Raw genomic sequence first — 13,975 nt, forward strand, 5'->3', positions numbered from 1 at the left:
CCCCTTTTTATCTCGATGAACTTGCCCGGATCAGGCCGCGAGCGCGGTTTCCGCCAACGTCACCCAATAGCTGACGCCATAGGGGATCGCCTCGTCATTGAAGTCGTAGGCTGCATTATGCAGGCTCGCCGTATCGCCATTGCCGATGAAGATGAATGCACCGGGACGCTGTTCCAGCATGTAGGAAAAATCCTCCGCGCCCATATGCGGATTGACCTCGCCGTTGACCGCTTTCGGACCGGCTACCTTGCCGGCGATACCGATCGCAAATTCGGTTTCCGCTTCGTGGTTGAAAGTGACCGGATACCCGCGGCGATAGACAACATCGGTAGTAGCGCCATGTACGGTCGCAGTCATTTCCGCCACAGCCGTCAGGCGCTTCTGGGCAAAATCGCGTGTCTCCGGCAACAGTGTTCGCACAGTGCCGACAAGCTTCACCGTATCGGGAATGACATTGTTTGCTTCCCCGCCATGGATCGCTGCAACAGTGACAACCAGCGACTTCAACGGGTCGGTTTCGCGCGAAACGATCGACTGCAGCGCAATCACGATATGCGATGCGGCAAGCACCGGATCGATAGAGTTATGCGGCTGTGCGGCATGGCTGCCACGGCCGTTGACGGTGATCTCGAACACGTCGGCCGCCGCCATGATGCCGCCCTTGCGGATGGCGAAATTACCCACGGCAAGCCGCGGCTCGTTATGCATGCCGTAGACTTCGTTGATGCCGAACTTGTCGATGAAACCGTCTTCAATCATCGCCAGCGCTCCAGCGCCGCCCTCTTCGGCCGGCTGGAAGATCACCGCAACTGATCCCTTGAAGTTGCGCGTCTCGGCCAGATACTGGGCAGCCCCGAGAAGCATGGCCGTGTGGCCGTCATGGCCGCATGAATGCGCCTTGCCCGGCGTCTTCGATGCCCACGGCTTGCCAGAGGTCTCAAAGATCGGCAACGCATCCATGTCGGCGCGGAACCCGATCACCGGTCCATCACCGTGTTTACCCTTGATGATGCCGACGACACCGGTCTTGCCGATGCCGGTTTCGACCACATCGCAACCGAAGGAGTTAAGCTTCTCCGCAACAAAGCGTGATGTCTCGTGAACATCGTAAAGCAGCTCCGGATTCTGGTGCAGATGGCGACGCCATTCGGCGACCTGTTCCTGCATCTCGGCTACGCGATTGATCACTGGCATTCCGGCACCTCGTTGATTTTTCTCAAGTTCCCATGCGGGTTGAAGCGGATATTGCGACGCTTATGCAAGCTTTTGCAAGCTTCAATTTTCGCTCTTGAACGAAAAATAGGCTTGTGCTTTGATGGCTCAAAATTTGGTCAAACACGCCAGACGTGAAGGAATGGACGTGTCATAAATAGACTGAACACAGAACTTGCGGGCAGCATCATTGGCACCCGTCGGGAAGGTTGACAGGCTAAAAAGCCGCAACCAGGGAGCCCCGACCGGAACCGCCCGCCACCAATCACCAAAACTCGCAAAGAGAACCACAAAGGGGAACAGCAGCATGCATAGATTGAAACTTCTGTTGGCCGGCACGGTTGCCGCCATGGCGCTTTCAAGCGCCACGGCACATGCCGAGCGCGGCACGGATGGTGACCTGAAGATCCTGTTCTGGCAGGCCGTCTCCACCATGAACCCGTTCCTGTCCGGCGGCACGAAAGAAGTCTTCGCGTCTTCGATGGTCATCGAGCCTCTGGCCCGCACCGACGAGAATGGAAAGCTGGTTGCTTATCTTGCAACCGAGATCCCGACGCTGGAAAACGGCGGCCTGGCCAAGGACCTGCTGAGCCTGACCTGGAAGCTGAAGCCTGACGTCAAATGGTCGGACGGCTCTCCCTTCACCGCCGAAGACGTGATCTTCACCTGGAAATACTGCACGGCGCCGGACGGCGGCTGCGCCCAGAAGGCACAGTATGAAGGTGTCAAGGACGTCGAAGCGATAGACCCGCACACCGTCAAGGTCACCTTCACCGAACCGAAACCCTACCCCTATTCCGCCTTTGTCGGCTCTCAGTCGCCGATCATCCAGGCCAAGCAGTTTGCCGATTGCGTCGGTGCCAAGGCGCCCGGCTGCACCGCTGCCAATTTCGGCCCGATCGGCACCGGCGCTTTCGTCGTCGCAGATTTCAAGCCCAACGACGTGATCACCTTCAAGGCCAATCCGAACTACCGGGATCCGGCCAAGCCCGCTTTCGCCTCGGTCACCCTCAAGGGTGGTGGTGATGCGGCCTCCGCCGCGCGCGCCGTGCTGGAAACCGGCGAATATGACTATGCCTGGAACACCATGGTCGAGCCGGAAGTGCTGCAGACGATGCTGGCCGCAGGCAAGGGCCGGCTTGAATCGGCTTTCGGCACCAATGTCGAACGCATCAATCTCAACTGGACCAATCCCGATCCGGCTCTCGGCGACAAGCGCTCCACCACGGAAGCAGGTCCGCATCCGGCGCTGAAAGACCCGGCGGTGCGCCGCGCCCTTTCGCTCGCGATTGACCGCGATATCATCGTAGAGGCCGGTTACGGCGCTGCCGGCAAGGCCACCTGCAATATCGTTCCGGCCCCGGAAGCCGTTGCTTCCACCAAGAATGACAGCTGGTGCCTGAAGCAGGACCTCGAAGCCGCCAACAAGCTGCTCGACGATGCAGGCTGGGTAAAGGGTTCGGATGGCATCCGCGCCAAGGAAGGCGTCAAGCTCAACTTCCTTTATTCCACCTCGACCAACTCGGTACGTCAGGCGACCCAGGAACTGGTAAAGTCCATGTGGGCCGAAATCGGTGTCGGCGCTGAACTGCGCAACGCCTCGGCATCGGTCTTCTTCGGCGGCGACCCGGCAAGCCCGGACACGTTCCAGAAATTCTACGCCGACGTCGAGATGTACACCAACAACTTCGACGGCACCGACCCGGAAAAGTATCTGGCGGAATGGCTGTGCAACCAGATGCCCGGCCCGTCCAACGGCTGGCAGGGTCAGAACATTCCGCGTTATTGCAACCCGGAATATGACAAGATGGTCGGCGTCCTTTCCAAGACCGCAGACCCGGAAAAGCGCGCCGAGCTTGCGAAGCAGCTGAACGACATGCTGACGGAAGAAGGCGCTCATATCCCGCTCGTCCACCGCGGCGACCTCTCCGCTTTCGCCGTTTCGCTGGATGGCGTCAGGATGAACTCCTGGGACAGCCAGCTCTGGAACGTCGCTGACTGGTATCGCAAGAAGTGATCCGCAAGGCCGGGCGGCCCGAGATCCGCCCGGCCTTGTCCTTCTGCGAGAAGATCAAAGCCCGCCCTGCCCTCCGGCGGGGCAGGTTTGCCAGCATAGATAATTCTGCGCCCCATAGCCCGTGCCGTCGGTCGTCCGCAGCCAGGCCTTAAGGATGTGCAGCCGGAGAAAATTCCAGATGTTCACATTCACATTGCGACGATTGTTCTTCGCAATCCCGACCTTGCTGGTAATCAGCTTCGTCATTTTCGCACTTCTCGACCTGGCTCCGAACGATCCGACCGGCGACCTGCCGCTGACGATCCCGCCGGAAGTGCGCGAGCAGATCCGCGCCTCACTGGGTCTCGATCAGCCCTTCTTCTTCCGATATCTGGCCTGGCTACGGCAGTTTTTCATCAACGAGCCGCTCAACATCATTGAAAGCCTCACCGGCTGGCAGTTTGGCGATGGCGAACGCATGCGCGTCCTGTCATGGGCAACGCGCAGCCCGGTTGTCGATCTTATCGTCCAGCGCCTGCCGCAGACGCTTTGGGTCGTCGGCCTCGCCTATGTCTTCGGCATCCTGATCGCCATCCCGATCGGTGTCATTTCGGCCTACAAGCAGTATTCGATCTTCGACCAGGTCGGCACCTTCATCTCGATGGTCGGTTATTCGGTCCCGACCTTTTTCACCGGCGTGCTGCTGGTGGTCATTTTTTCTTCCTATCTGCAGTGGTTTCCTTCGGTCTACGATACCAACCTGCGGGTCACGGACTTTTCCAGCTTCGTTGCGCAGGTAAAGCAGATGGTTCTGCCGGTCGCCGTTCTGTCGCTCTATAACGCCTCGCAGATCGCCCGTTTCGTCCGCGCCTCGATGCTCGACAACCTGCATCAGGATTATGTCCGCACCGCCCGCGCCAAGGGCGTGAAGGAAAAGGCCGTGCTGCTCGTCCACGTACTGCGCAACAGCCTCATTCCGGTCGTCACCGTCATCGCCCTCGGCGTGCCGACCATCTTTTCCGGCGCCATCATTACCGAACAGATTTTTCGCGTGAATGGGCTTGGCCAGTTGCTGATAACCGCCGTTCAGGGCGCGGATATCCCGCTCGTGCAGACGCTCACCTTCATTTTCGCGGTGCTGATCGTCCTCTTCAACCTGATTGCCGACGTGCTTTACGGCATTCTCGACCCGAGGATCCGCTATGACTGACGCAACCGTGACCTCCTCTGCACCGGTGGCGGCCTCCACCCCTTCACGTTCGGCATTCGCCGACATCTGGAAACAGTTCCGCGCCCACAAGGGTGGCGTTGCCGGCCTCGTCGTCTTCACCTTCATCGTGCTCGCCGTCTATGTCGGGCCCTATATCCACCGCGTCGCGCCGAACCAGATCAACATTCGCGACAAGAACCAATGGCCGTCTCTGGCGCATCCCTTCGGCACCGACAATCTCGGCAAGGACATGCTGGCCCAGGTCCTGGCCGGCGGCCGCATCTCGCTTGCGGTCGGCATCACCGCCATGCTGCTGGCGCTTTTCCTCGGCACGCTGGTCGGCGTCCTGTCGGGCTATTTCCGTCGCCTCGACGGGCCGCTGATGCGCCTGACAGACCTGTTTCTGGCGCTGCCGCTCCTGCCGCTTCTGCTGGTCATCCTGCTTCTGTTCCGCGACACGCTGCGCTCTGCCTTCGGCCCCGAAACCGGCATCTTCATCCTGATCGTTGTCGTCATCGGCATTACCAGCTGGATGCACACCGCCCGTATCGTCCGCGGCGACGTGCTGGCGGTCAAAAGCCAGGAATTCGTGCTGGCGGCAAAATCAAGCGGCATGCGCGAATATCGCATCGTGCTGAAGCATATTCTCCCGAACGTGCTCTCCTCGATCATGGTTTCGGCAACGCTCGGCATCGCCTCGGCCATCATCACGGAATCGTCGCTCTCCTTCCTTGGCCTCGGCTTCCCATCGGACTTTCCGACCTGGGGCCGGCTGCTGTTCGATGGCGCGAACTTTCTGCAGCTAACGCCCTCGCGCGTGCTCTGGCCGGGCCTTGCCATCTCTCTGACGGTTCTGAGCGTCAACTACATGGGCGACGCGATCCGCGACGCGCTGGATCCCCGCGCCGTCAAGCGTTGAGAAAGTCGATGCCTCAAACAGCAGACGGCGGCGCAAGCCGCCGTTGGCTGTTATGAAGATGCAGAATTTTTCGTGAAAAAGTTGGAACCTTCTTTTTCGTCGTCCGTTATTCGAGTGTCCGAAGGCGACCCCCCGTCCCCCGCCCTACAAAAGCTTTCGGACAAACTCTTCAATCCCCCTCGAAGAGACGAGCCGGCTCGGTTTCCCAAGGAAACCGAGCCGGATCTGTTTTGGCGACATGCCTTCGCTTACAGCATGTCTCCCGAAAGTGGTCACCGGTTTCGGGAGACATGCTTAAAAACAAAGAGATAAAGTGCGGCAAGCGAATCTGAAAGATCGCGACGCGCTTCAGAGCGATGCTCCCGTTTGACTACTCCCGGTAGATCTCTTGAAATTGGCCCGGCGTCACTCGCCGCCGTGATCGAGCGGAAAACGCAGCTTGTAGCTGATGCCCTGACTGGAGATCACATATTGAGCCTTGCCGTTGACGGAAGCTGGCACGACACGCTCCAGAACCGTGCTGCCGAAATGAGCCTTCAGCCCTTCCTCCGTGGCATCCCGATCGTTGGAGCCGCTCAACATCTCTTCCCAGTTTAGCTCAAGGTAATCATGTCCGTCGGCATTCACCCGCGTCGAAGTGATGTCGATCGGCTTTCCGTTGCGCAACATCGAACCGTGGCTCACGGCATTGACGACCAGCTCATGCAGCGCCAGCCCCAGATGCAGCGAGGCATTGGGCGAAAGCAGCACATTGTCGCCGGAGATTTTCACCATATGCCGGTTGTCCGGCATATATTTCTCCGTCTGTTGCCGCACCAGATCGAACAGATAGGCGCCACGCCAGCTGGAATCGGTGATCAGGTCCTGGCTTTGCGAAAGCGAATAAAGCCGGCCCCGGAACTTATGGAGGAAGAGATCGAGCGAGCCGGAATAACGCGCTGTTTGCAGCGCGATACTCTGGATAATCGCGAGCAGGTTCTTCGAGCGATGGCTCACCTCGCGCAACAACGCGCGCAACAGCCTCTCGCGATGCCGTTCTTCCGAACGATCGATGATCGTCGTCACGAGATGCAGCCCACCGGATTGGAACTCTACTGCCTGAACGCGAAATTCGAAGATCTGGTCGGAACCGACAGTAACCTCGATGTGCCCTTTTTTGCCGCTTTCCGCCATGCCTTGTTTTAGGATGAGCAGCTTTGCTGCAACTTCATCACCGAAGAGCGCGGCATCCGAAGGGCTCAGAATATCTTCAGGAGCCCATACCTCGGGTAAATTGGCGAAGTAGAGATAGTCCAGCGCCTTGTTCTGAATAATGATACTCGCGCCAAGGTCGATGAGCGCGGGCATGAAAAATTCCCGCAGCTTGTCATCACTCTGACCAGCGTGCTGCCATGTCAGCGGATGCGCCAATCTTGCCACTCCATCTACCGCTTCATCCTGTGACGCCCCAATGGCAGCGCCAGATGCTCGTGTTTCTCTCTTAGGACCGCCCGGCTGCCACGGCAATCGAACATGTCCAAATGCTTCGCGTGATGAAGACGGACAGGTGCCTTTACTTCGTACGCGCTGGTCCGGTGCCTAAAGCACCGGAACCTGCAATGTCAGACCATCATTAAGAATAGGCACAGGACAACTAAAACAAGGGGTGCCATGCCGCGTGAGCCGACTTGCCACAACACTATCCTGATAATTTTGTTCCTGAAGCATAAAGATCAAAAGATCGAGCCGCTCACGCAGCCGCCTTCACCGCCTCGTTGAAGAACAGCGCCTGGCTGATCAATGCTTTCACCATATCCGGATTGAACGGCTTGGTAACGAGGAAGGCAGGCTCAGGCCGTTCGCCGGTCAGCAGCCGTTCTGGGAAGGCCGTGATGAAAATGACCGGCACGCTGGACGTCTTGAGAATCTCGTTGACCGCGTCGATGCCAGAACTGCCATCGGCCAGCTGGATATCGGCAAGCACCATCTTCGGCTGCGAAGACTGGAAAAGCGACACCGCCTCTTTGTGGGTGCGGGCAATTCCTGTCACGCGGTGGCCGAGATCCTGAACCATCTGTTCAATGTCGAGCGCGATCAGCGGCTCGTCCTCGATGATCATGATATCGGTCGCCACCTGTCGCGAGATTTCGCGGGACGCTTCGTCGAGCAGCTTGTTGACTTCAGCTACACTGACATCCAGCACCTCTGCAGCTTCCTCAGGCGTAAAGCCCTCGACGGAAATCAGCAGGAAAGCATGACGTGCCTGGGAAGGAATGTTCGATAGATTGACAGCCGCACGCTGTTCCCACGCGAACGGGGATTCGATCGGCCTAATCTCTATGGATGTGGAACCAAAAATCGCGACGAATAGTTTATAAAGCGAAACGCGATCCTTTGAGCTTTCCGGAAAGATGGAAACATCGGCGATCAGCGCTTCAAGAACGGCGGCCACATAAGCGTCTCCTGACGTCTGCGATCCGGTTACCGCTCGGGCATACCGACGCAGGTAAGGAAGGTGTGACGCAACGCGCGTGGTGAGTGACATGCAAATTCTCCCCTGGACCCTGTTGGGCAATTGACTTGAGTTTAACGTGGCGATGCAAAATAAGTTCCGCAAGACGGAACTTTTTTTAAACTCGGGCATTTTCCACCCGACAATTTGATAGCAGGCGCCCGCGTTATGAGTGACGAGATCAGAAAAAATCATGATATGACCACAGCCGAAACCTCACAAATCAAGCCAGGAACCATAGCTCCGAATGCTTCCATCTCGCGGAAGTTGAAGGAGTTTTATGATGCCGTGCAGGAAGAAGGCATTCCGGATCGCTTTCTCGATCTCCTCGAACGGTTGGAAGCTGCTGAAAACGCTCAAAAGACAAACGCCAAGGCGGTGGATGCAAAATGAGCGCACAGGCTGAATCCACCAAGGCAGATGCGGATGACCGCGTCTTCAAGCGAGACCTGCTCGCGTCGCTACCCAACCTGCGTGCCTTTGCCGTGTCCCTGACCGGTCGCCACGACAAGGCGGACGACCTCGTTCAGGATACGATCATGAAGGCCTGGGCGAACCAGAAAAGCTTCACGGCAGGCACCAACATGCGTGCGTGGCTGTTCACCATCCTTCGCAATGAATTCTACAGCCAGATGCGCAAGCGTGGCCGCGAAGTGCAGGACAGTGACGGGTTGTTTTCCGAACGTTTTTCCGTTCACCCCGAACAATATGGCCGTCTCGACCTTCAGGACTTCCGCCAGGCGCTCGACAAGCTTCCGGAAGACCAGCGCGAAGCAATCGTGCTCGTTGGCGCTGCCGGTTTTGCCTATGAGGAAGCCGCTGAAATCTGCGGCTGCGCCGTCGGCACGATCAAGAGCCGCGTCTCGCGCGCCCGCACCCGTCTGCAGGAACTGCTCGGCGTTTCCGGCGAAAGCGACTACGGCCCGGATGCGGGTGATGCCGCAATCACTGCAAGAGCGTTCGGCAGCTAAAAGCCTGCCACCAAGTATCTAAGAAAGGCCGCCCCGAGCGGCCTTTTCTTTTTCTACCGGCCTTCTTGCGGCGACAATTGCACCTGATCCGCCTGCCGAAACCTTCTCCCCGCAGACGGGGAGAAGGACATACGTAGCAAAGCTTCTCCACCGCTCTCGAACGCTGCATATCACCCTCACTCCGCAAGCGGGGAGAGGGTTAGGATGAGGGGCAAGCGGGTAAACTCCAGGCAAGCCGCAAACTCCCCCCTGCCGAAACCATCACCCAAAACAAAAGGCCGCCCGAAATTTCCGAGCGGCCTTTCATCTCACAAACCCTGCGAAAACCTTACTCCGCTGCCGGTGGCCCCTGCCTCGACCCGCCACCCTTCGTCGCAAGGAAACCAAGCCCCCCGGCAACGGCAAGCAGCATCAACGGTTTCGACTTCATCAGAAGCGGCAACGCCGAAACAGCCGCGGTCATCGCAAGAGCCCGCTGACTGTTGGCAGCCGCCTCACGCCTCTTGCGCCGCTCCTCGGCAGCGTTGAGCATCATCACGATGGCAATGATGAACAGTGCCATGACGATCATGCCGCCAGCAATGACCAGCATCGCAATAGGAAGCCCCCATCGTTCACCGAGATGAATGGCGAGTGCAGCCACGAGCAAACCGTAGGCGGTCCACAAAAACGCAGCCGCGATCCCGTAAAGGATCGCGTTGCGCCTGATCTTTCGTTTCATCGCTGCCACATCCATTGCGATGAAGGATGCGATCAGCGGCCCCAGTGCTGTCAGCATCGAGGATCAGCGGCGCGAGAGGAGCGCAAACAGGAAACCGACGCCGGCCGCAATCGCAACCGACTGGATCGGATTGGCACGAATCTGGCCTTCGAGATCACGCTCCCAGGTCAACGCCTGGTTCTTTGCGGCCTCGGCGATCTGGTAGGATGCATCACTCGCGTCGGCTGCGGCACGCTTCGCCTTGCTCTTCATCTCAGAAGCCTTTTCGTTGCCGACAGCTGCAACTGTCTTTGCCAGCGCCGCGATATCTTCACGCAGCTGCTCCAGCTGCAGTTCGATATCCTTGGTCGAAGCTGCAGAACCGGTGCGCGGAAATTCGGTCGTCGTCGTCGAGGTCGATGCTGGCATGACGGTCTCCTGTTTGATCACGTTCGTTTTGGCTGCGGGCAATGCCTTGGTTTTGCGCGAGGCACGATTTGCTCTCGTCTTTTCGGGAGCGTTAGCCGCACGCTTCGGCGCGGCCTTGGACGAAGTCACGGTGGCGGATGCCTCAGCCGGCTGGGCGGATAGCTTTCTACGCGATCTCGTCGCCTTTGGCTTTTCTGCAACGTCGTTCAATCGATAACTCCCCTACCCATGGTTCAAGGCAAGACAAAACCTGCATGCCAATGACTGCACGCGAACAACGTCAGAGGTGTGCGTTTGTTCCAATCATGAACGGCAAAAACTGAGAAAGTCTCAGCCCGCGTTGGCTTTCGGATCGAGCACGTCGCGTAGCCCGTCTCCGAGCATGTTCAGGCCTAGAACGGCTACCGCGATTGCCATGCCCGGCAGGATGGCAAGCCACGGCGCCTGGCCGAAAAACGTCTGGCTGTCTGCGAGCATCCGCCCCCAGGTCGGCGCCGGCGGCGGCATGCCAAGCCCCAGAAACGAGAGCCCGGCCTCTGTCAAAATTGCCAGACCGAGCTGGATCGTCACCTGTACGATTATCTGGTTGGAAATATTCGGCAGGATATGCACCAGCGTGATCTTCGCCTTCGACCGGCCGATCCCGACCGCCGCCGTCACATAATCCCGCGCCCAGATCTGCTTCGCCCCGGCAAGCGTCAGCCGCGCGAAGACAGGTACCATGAATACCGCGATCGCGATGATCGCCGTAAACCGCCCCGAGCCGAGAAAGGCGCCGAGCATCATCGCCGACAGAATCGGCGGAACCGCAAAGATGATGTCGCAACCGCGCATCACGATCAGCTCCAGCCACCCCCGCTGCATCGCCACGATAACACCGACCGCAGACCCGACCGTCGCACCGATCGCAACGGCCAGGAACGAGGTCGAGAGCGAATTCCACGCTCCCACCATCAGCATCGAGACGACATCGCGGCCGAACTGATCCGTACCGAGCAACCCACCCGGCCCGAGCGGTGGCTTCAACCGCTGCACGATATTCATCTTCGACGGCAAGGACGGCGTCCAGACGAGCGAAAGAAGCGCCACGCCGACAAGCGCCAGCGTCACGACAAGCCCGATCAGCAGCACGGGACGACGAAAGATCCCGGCCATCACGTCGCCACCCGCAGTCTCGGGTCGATCACCAGATAGGCGAGATCGACGAGGAAATTCATCACGATCACGAGCGCGGAAAAGAACAGCACTACGTCCTGCATCACGATGATATCGCGCTGCGACAAAGCCTGCAGTGCCAGCCGCCCCAGGCCCGGCAGGTTAAAAACGTTTTCCACCAGCACCGCGCCTGCGATCAGGAAAGTGAACTGCAACCCGATCATGGTCACGACCGGGATCAGCGCATTCGGCAGCGCATGCCGCCAGACCGCCGCCTTGTCGCTCAAACCCTTGGCTCGGGCGGTACGAACGAAATCCTCGCCCATCACGTCCAGCACCGCGCTGCGCGCCACCCGCGTCAGCACACCCGCCTGCGGCAGCGCCAGTGCAATGGCCGGCATCAGCAATGCGGCAAGTCCCATCCCAAGCCCCGCATCCCAGCCCGGAAACCCGCCGGCGGGCATCCAGCCAAGCTTGGTCGAAAACGCAATGATCAGCAGCAACCCCACCCAGAAGGCCGGCACCGCGATGGAAATATAGGAAAAGGCGCCAGCAAGATAATCGAACAATCCATTATGCCGCCGCGCCGCCGCCACGCCGAGCGGCACCGCAATCGCAACCGACATCACCACTGCCATCAGGGCTAAGGGCAGCGTCACCGCCAACCGCTCGACAATCAGCCCCGCAACCGGCACGCCATAAGTATAGGACTGCCCGAGATCCCCCTGCAGAACACCGACAAGCCAGGCGAGATATCGAACGACGAGCGGTTCATCCAGACCCATCTGTGTCCTGAGCGCCGAAAGCGTCTCCGGCGTCGCCGAAGTCCCGAGCATGATCGCCGCCGGATCACCCGGCAGAAGGTTCATGACGGTGAAGATCAATAGCGAGACGACGAGCAGCGTGACGATCAGGCTGACAATGCGACGGATGAGGATGGAGATCATGGATTGGCATCCCTCATTCCTGTGCCCTTAGGGCTTTGCCCACGGTATGTCACAGGAATCCAGCTACGCGAAGTCCTTCGCGTGAAGAGGCTTTTTAGCATCACAGGCGCAGCGTTACTGGATTTTTGTGCGGCCCTCTGGGGGATGATCGATAAGCGTTGCGATGAGAGAGAAACGAGGCAGGAGCAACGATCTCCAACTGATCTCCCCCCCTGTGGGGGAGATGTCACGCAAGTGACAGAGGGGGGTGAAACGCCGCCGCCCGCCATGGGATAATCAGAGATGGATGAGTTTGCCGCGACAGCCCCCCTCTGCCCTGCCGGGAATCTCCCCCACAAGGGGGGAGATCGGAATGCCGCCCCGTTATGCCACACCAACCCCCTCACTCTTCCCAAAACACCTCGGTCAGCACATTCGACGGGATCGGTTCATTCTCCCACAATCCCTTCAGCTTCTTGTTCCATATCCCGAGCTTGGGCATCACGAACAGAAACAGTGCGGGCACATCATTGGCGAGAATGGTCTGCGCTTCGCCATAAAGCTTGTCCTGCTCGCTAGCATCGGTGCTTGCCTCGACCTTGGCGAGGATGGCGTTGAATTCCGGGTTCTTGTAATTGAAGTAATACGGGTCGCGCGCGTAGATATCGATATCCATCGGTTCCGCATGGGCAACGATGGTCATGTCGTAATCGGCGGCCTTCAGCACATCAGCCACCCATTTCGCCGGAAACTCGGTGGTTTCGATATTCATCGTCACGCCGATTTCGGCAAACAGCGCCTGAAGGATCTGCGACGAGCGCTGCGCGTAGGCCATCTGCGGTGCCTTCATGGTGAAGGAGAAACCGTTCGGGTAACCCGCTTCCGCCAGAAGCGCCTTGGCCTTTTCGACATCATAAGGATAGACGCCGGTAAGATCCTTGTAGCCACGGTCGTTGGGCGTGTAATGGCTGCCGATCGGCGTGCCGAGGCCCGACCATGCACCCTCCACCACCATCGCCCGGTCGACCGCCATCATCAGCGCCTGGCGGACCTTTTTATCGGAGAAAGGCTTGCGGGAATTGTTCATGCCCGCCACGACCTTGAGCTCGGTATTACCGATCACCGTCGCCAGCTTGTCGCTGCCCTCGAAGGAGGAAACCAGTTCCGGCGCACCGAATTCAGGAAAAGCATCGACATCGCCTGCCGTCAACGCGGCCGACTGCGCCTGCGGGTCGTTGATGAAACGGAAGGAAGCCGTCTCCAGCTTCACCGAAACATCCTTGTTCCAGTAACCGGCATTCTTCTTCAGATCGACTTTCGTGCCCTTGGCCCAGCTGCTGAAAACAAAAGGCCCGGTTCCGACCGGATTGGTCTTGTTATCAGCAGCAGTCGATGGCTCCACCATCACGGCCGCCGGCCATCCGAACCAGTAGAGCAGGCTGCCGGTCGGCTGCTTGAGTTTCAGGACCAGCGTCGCGGCATCAGGCGTCTCGATCGTGTCGATCGAGGTGAAATAACGCTTCTGCGGATTGACGCTATCAGCGCCGCGGGCGCGGTCGAGCGTGAACTTGGCGACAGAACTGTCAAAGGCCACGCCATTGTGGAATTTCACGCCCTGCCGCAGCTTGAACGTATAGGTCTTGCCATCTGGCGAAACGTCCCAGCTCTCGGCAAGCTGCGGCTGCACCTTGCCCGCCTTGTCGATCGTCGTCAGGCCTTCGAAGATGTTCTGCCAGGTCACCTGGCCGATCATCACCTGCGCGCCAATCGTCGGATCGAGACCGCCCGGCTCCACCGTCATGCCGATCGTTGCGGCAGTCTTGGGTGCGGCCTGCGCATAGGGTGCCGCCAAGACGATGCCAGCGCCAAGCGCCAGCCCCATCACGCCACGCCGAGAGACCTGAGACCAGGAGAAAATCGTCTGCATCGTATAAGCTCCCCGTTATTCGCTGCCTGCAGCTTTGTT

At 58.9% G+C, this 13,975-nt stretch carries 13 protein-coding genes; 5 read left to right on the top strand and 8 right to left on the bottom strand.

The annotated features are described in order from the left end of the window. Positions 1 to 30 precede the first annotated feature (30 nt). Entirely contained in the window at positions 31 to 1,194 is a 1,164-nt protein-coding gene (locus JZX87_RS01930) for a M20 aminoacylase family protein (RefSeq protein ID WP_206823330.1), read from the bottom strand. 325 nt (positions 1,195 to 1,519) lie between these two features. Here JZX87_RS01930 and JZX87_RS01935 point away from each other — a divergent pair, with 325 nt between their 5' ends. The 3 genes from JZX87_RS01935 (at position 1,520) to JZX87_RS01945 (ending at position 5,337) form a co-directional block, all read left to right on the top strand. Continuing rightward, positions 1,520 to 3,229, top strand: coding sequence for a peptide ABC transporter substrate-binding protein (locus JZX87_RS01935; RefSeq protein ID WP_206823338.1), 1,710 nt, complete (start codon positions 1,520 to 1,522; stop codon positions 3,227 to 3,229). 178 nt (positions 3,230 to 3,407) lie between these two features. Next, positions 3,408 to 4,418 (top strand): ABC transporter permease, encoded by a 1,011-nt coding sequence (locus tag JZX87_RS01940; protein WP_206823341.1) that lies wholly within the window; start codon positions 3,408 to 3,410, stop codon positions 4,416 to 4,418. After that, the gene (locus JZX87_RS01945; protein ID WP_206823346.1) at positions 4,411 to 5,337 is read left to right on the top strand and encodes an ABC transporter permease; all 927 of its coding nucleotides are present in this window, start codon (positions 4,411 to 4,413) and stop codon (positions 5,335 to 5,337) included. Before JZX87_RS01940 ends, JZX87_RS01945 begins: the two co-directional genes overlap by 8 nt. A 405-nt stretch (positions 5,338 to 5,742) precedes the next feature. Here JZX87_RS01945 and JZX87_RS01950 read toward each other — a convergent pair whose 3' ends face one another. Both JZX87_RS01950 and JZX87_RS01955 read right to left on the bottom strand, forming a co-directional pair. Further along, on the bottom strand, positions 5,743 to 6,684 hold the full coding sequence (locus tag JZX87_RS01950; protein WP_183820971.1) for a sensor histidine kinase: 942 nt from the start codon (positions 6,682 to 6,684) through the stop codon (positions 5,743 to 5,745). 382 nt (positions 6,685 to 7,066) lie between these two features. Further along, complete coding sequence (locus JZX87_RS01955) at positions 7,067 to 7,861, bottom strand: response regulator (protein WP_148143644.1); 795 nt, start codon at positions 7,859 to 7,861, stop codon at positions 7,067 to 7,069. A 165-nt stretch (positions 7,862 to 8,026) separates the two neighbouring features. Here JZX87_RS01955 and JZX87_RS01960 point away from each other — a divergent pair, with 165 nt between their 5' ends. Both JZX87_RS01960 and JZX87_RS01965 read left to right on the top strand, forming a co-directional pair. Then, positions 8,027 to 8,221: a NepR family anti-sigma factor gene (locus tag JZX87_RS01960; RefSeq protein ID WP_148143174.1), complete on the top strand. Its 195-nt coding sequence runs from the start codon at positions 8,027 to 8,029 to the stop codon at positions 8,219 to 8,221. Further along, the gene (locus JZX87_RS01965; RefSeq protein WP_148143172.1) at positions 8,218 to 8,799 is read left to right on the top strand and encodes an RNA polymerase sigma factor; all 582 of its coding nucleotides are present in this window, start codon (positions 8,218 to 8,220) and stop codon (positions 8,797 to 8,799) included. The genes JZX87_RS01960 and JZX87_RS01965 overlap by 4 nt, the downstream gene beginning before the upstream one ends. 328 nt (positions 8,800 to 9,127) lie before the next feature. Here the strand turns inward: JZX87_RS01965 and JZX87_RS01970 are convergent, their stop codons facing one another. The 5 genes from JZX87_RS01970 to JZX87_RS01990 form a co-directional block, all read right to left on the bottom strand. Continuing rightward, positions 9,128 to 9,577, bottom strand: a complete 450-nt coding sequence (locus JZX87_RS01970; RefSeq protein ID WP_206823348.1) for a hypothetical protein — start codon at positions 9,575 to 9,577, stop codon at positions 9,128 to 9,130. 6 nt (positions 9,578 to 9,583) lie between these two features. Beyond that, a complete protein-coding gene (locus JZX87_RS31190; protein WP_286194042.1) occupies positions 9,584 to 10,138 on the bottom strand; it encodes an ElaB/YgaM/YqjD family protein in 555 nt (184 codons plus the stop codon). 120 nt (positions 10,139 to 10,258) lie between these two features. Continuing rightward, on the bottom strand, positions 10,259 to 11,083 hold the full coding sequence (locus JZX87_RS01980; RefSeq protein ID WP_206823349.1) for an ABC transporter permease: 825 nt from the start codon (positions 11,081 to 11,083) through the stop codon (positions 10,259 to 10,261). Further along, entirely contained in the window at positions 11,083 to 12,030 is a 948-nt protein-coding gene (locus JZX87_RS01985; RefSeq protein WP_206823351.1) for an ABC transporter permease, read from the bottom strand. The genes JZX87_RS01980 and JZX87_RS01985 overlap by 1 nt, the downstream gene beginning before the upstream one ends. Positions 12,031 to 12,412: 382 nt before the next feature. Next, a complete protein-coding gene (locus tag JZX87_RS01990; protein ID WP_206823354.1) occupies positions 12,413 to 13,936 on the bottom strand; it encodes an ABC transporter substrate-binding protein in 1,524 nt (507 codons plus the stop codon). Positions 13,937 to 13,975 lie beyond the last annotated feature (39 nt).

Origin of the sequence: Agrobacterium sp. Ap1, assembly GCF_017313375.1 — a bacterium.
Lineage (GTDB): Bacteria > Pseudomonadota > Alphaproteobacteria > Rhizobiales > Rhizobiaceae > Neorhizobium > Neorhizobium cellulosilyticum.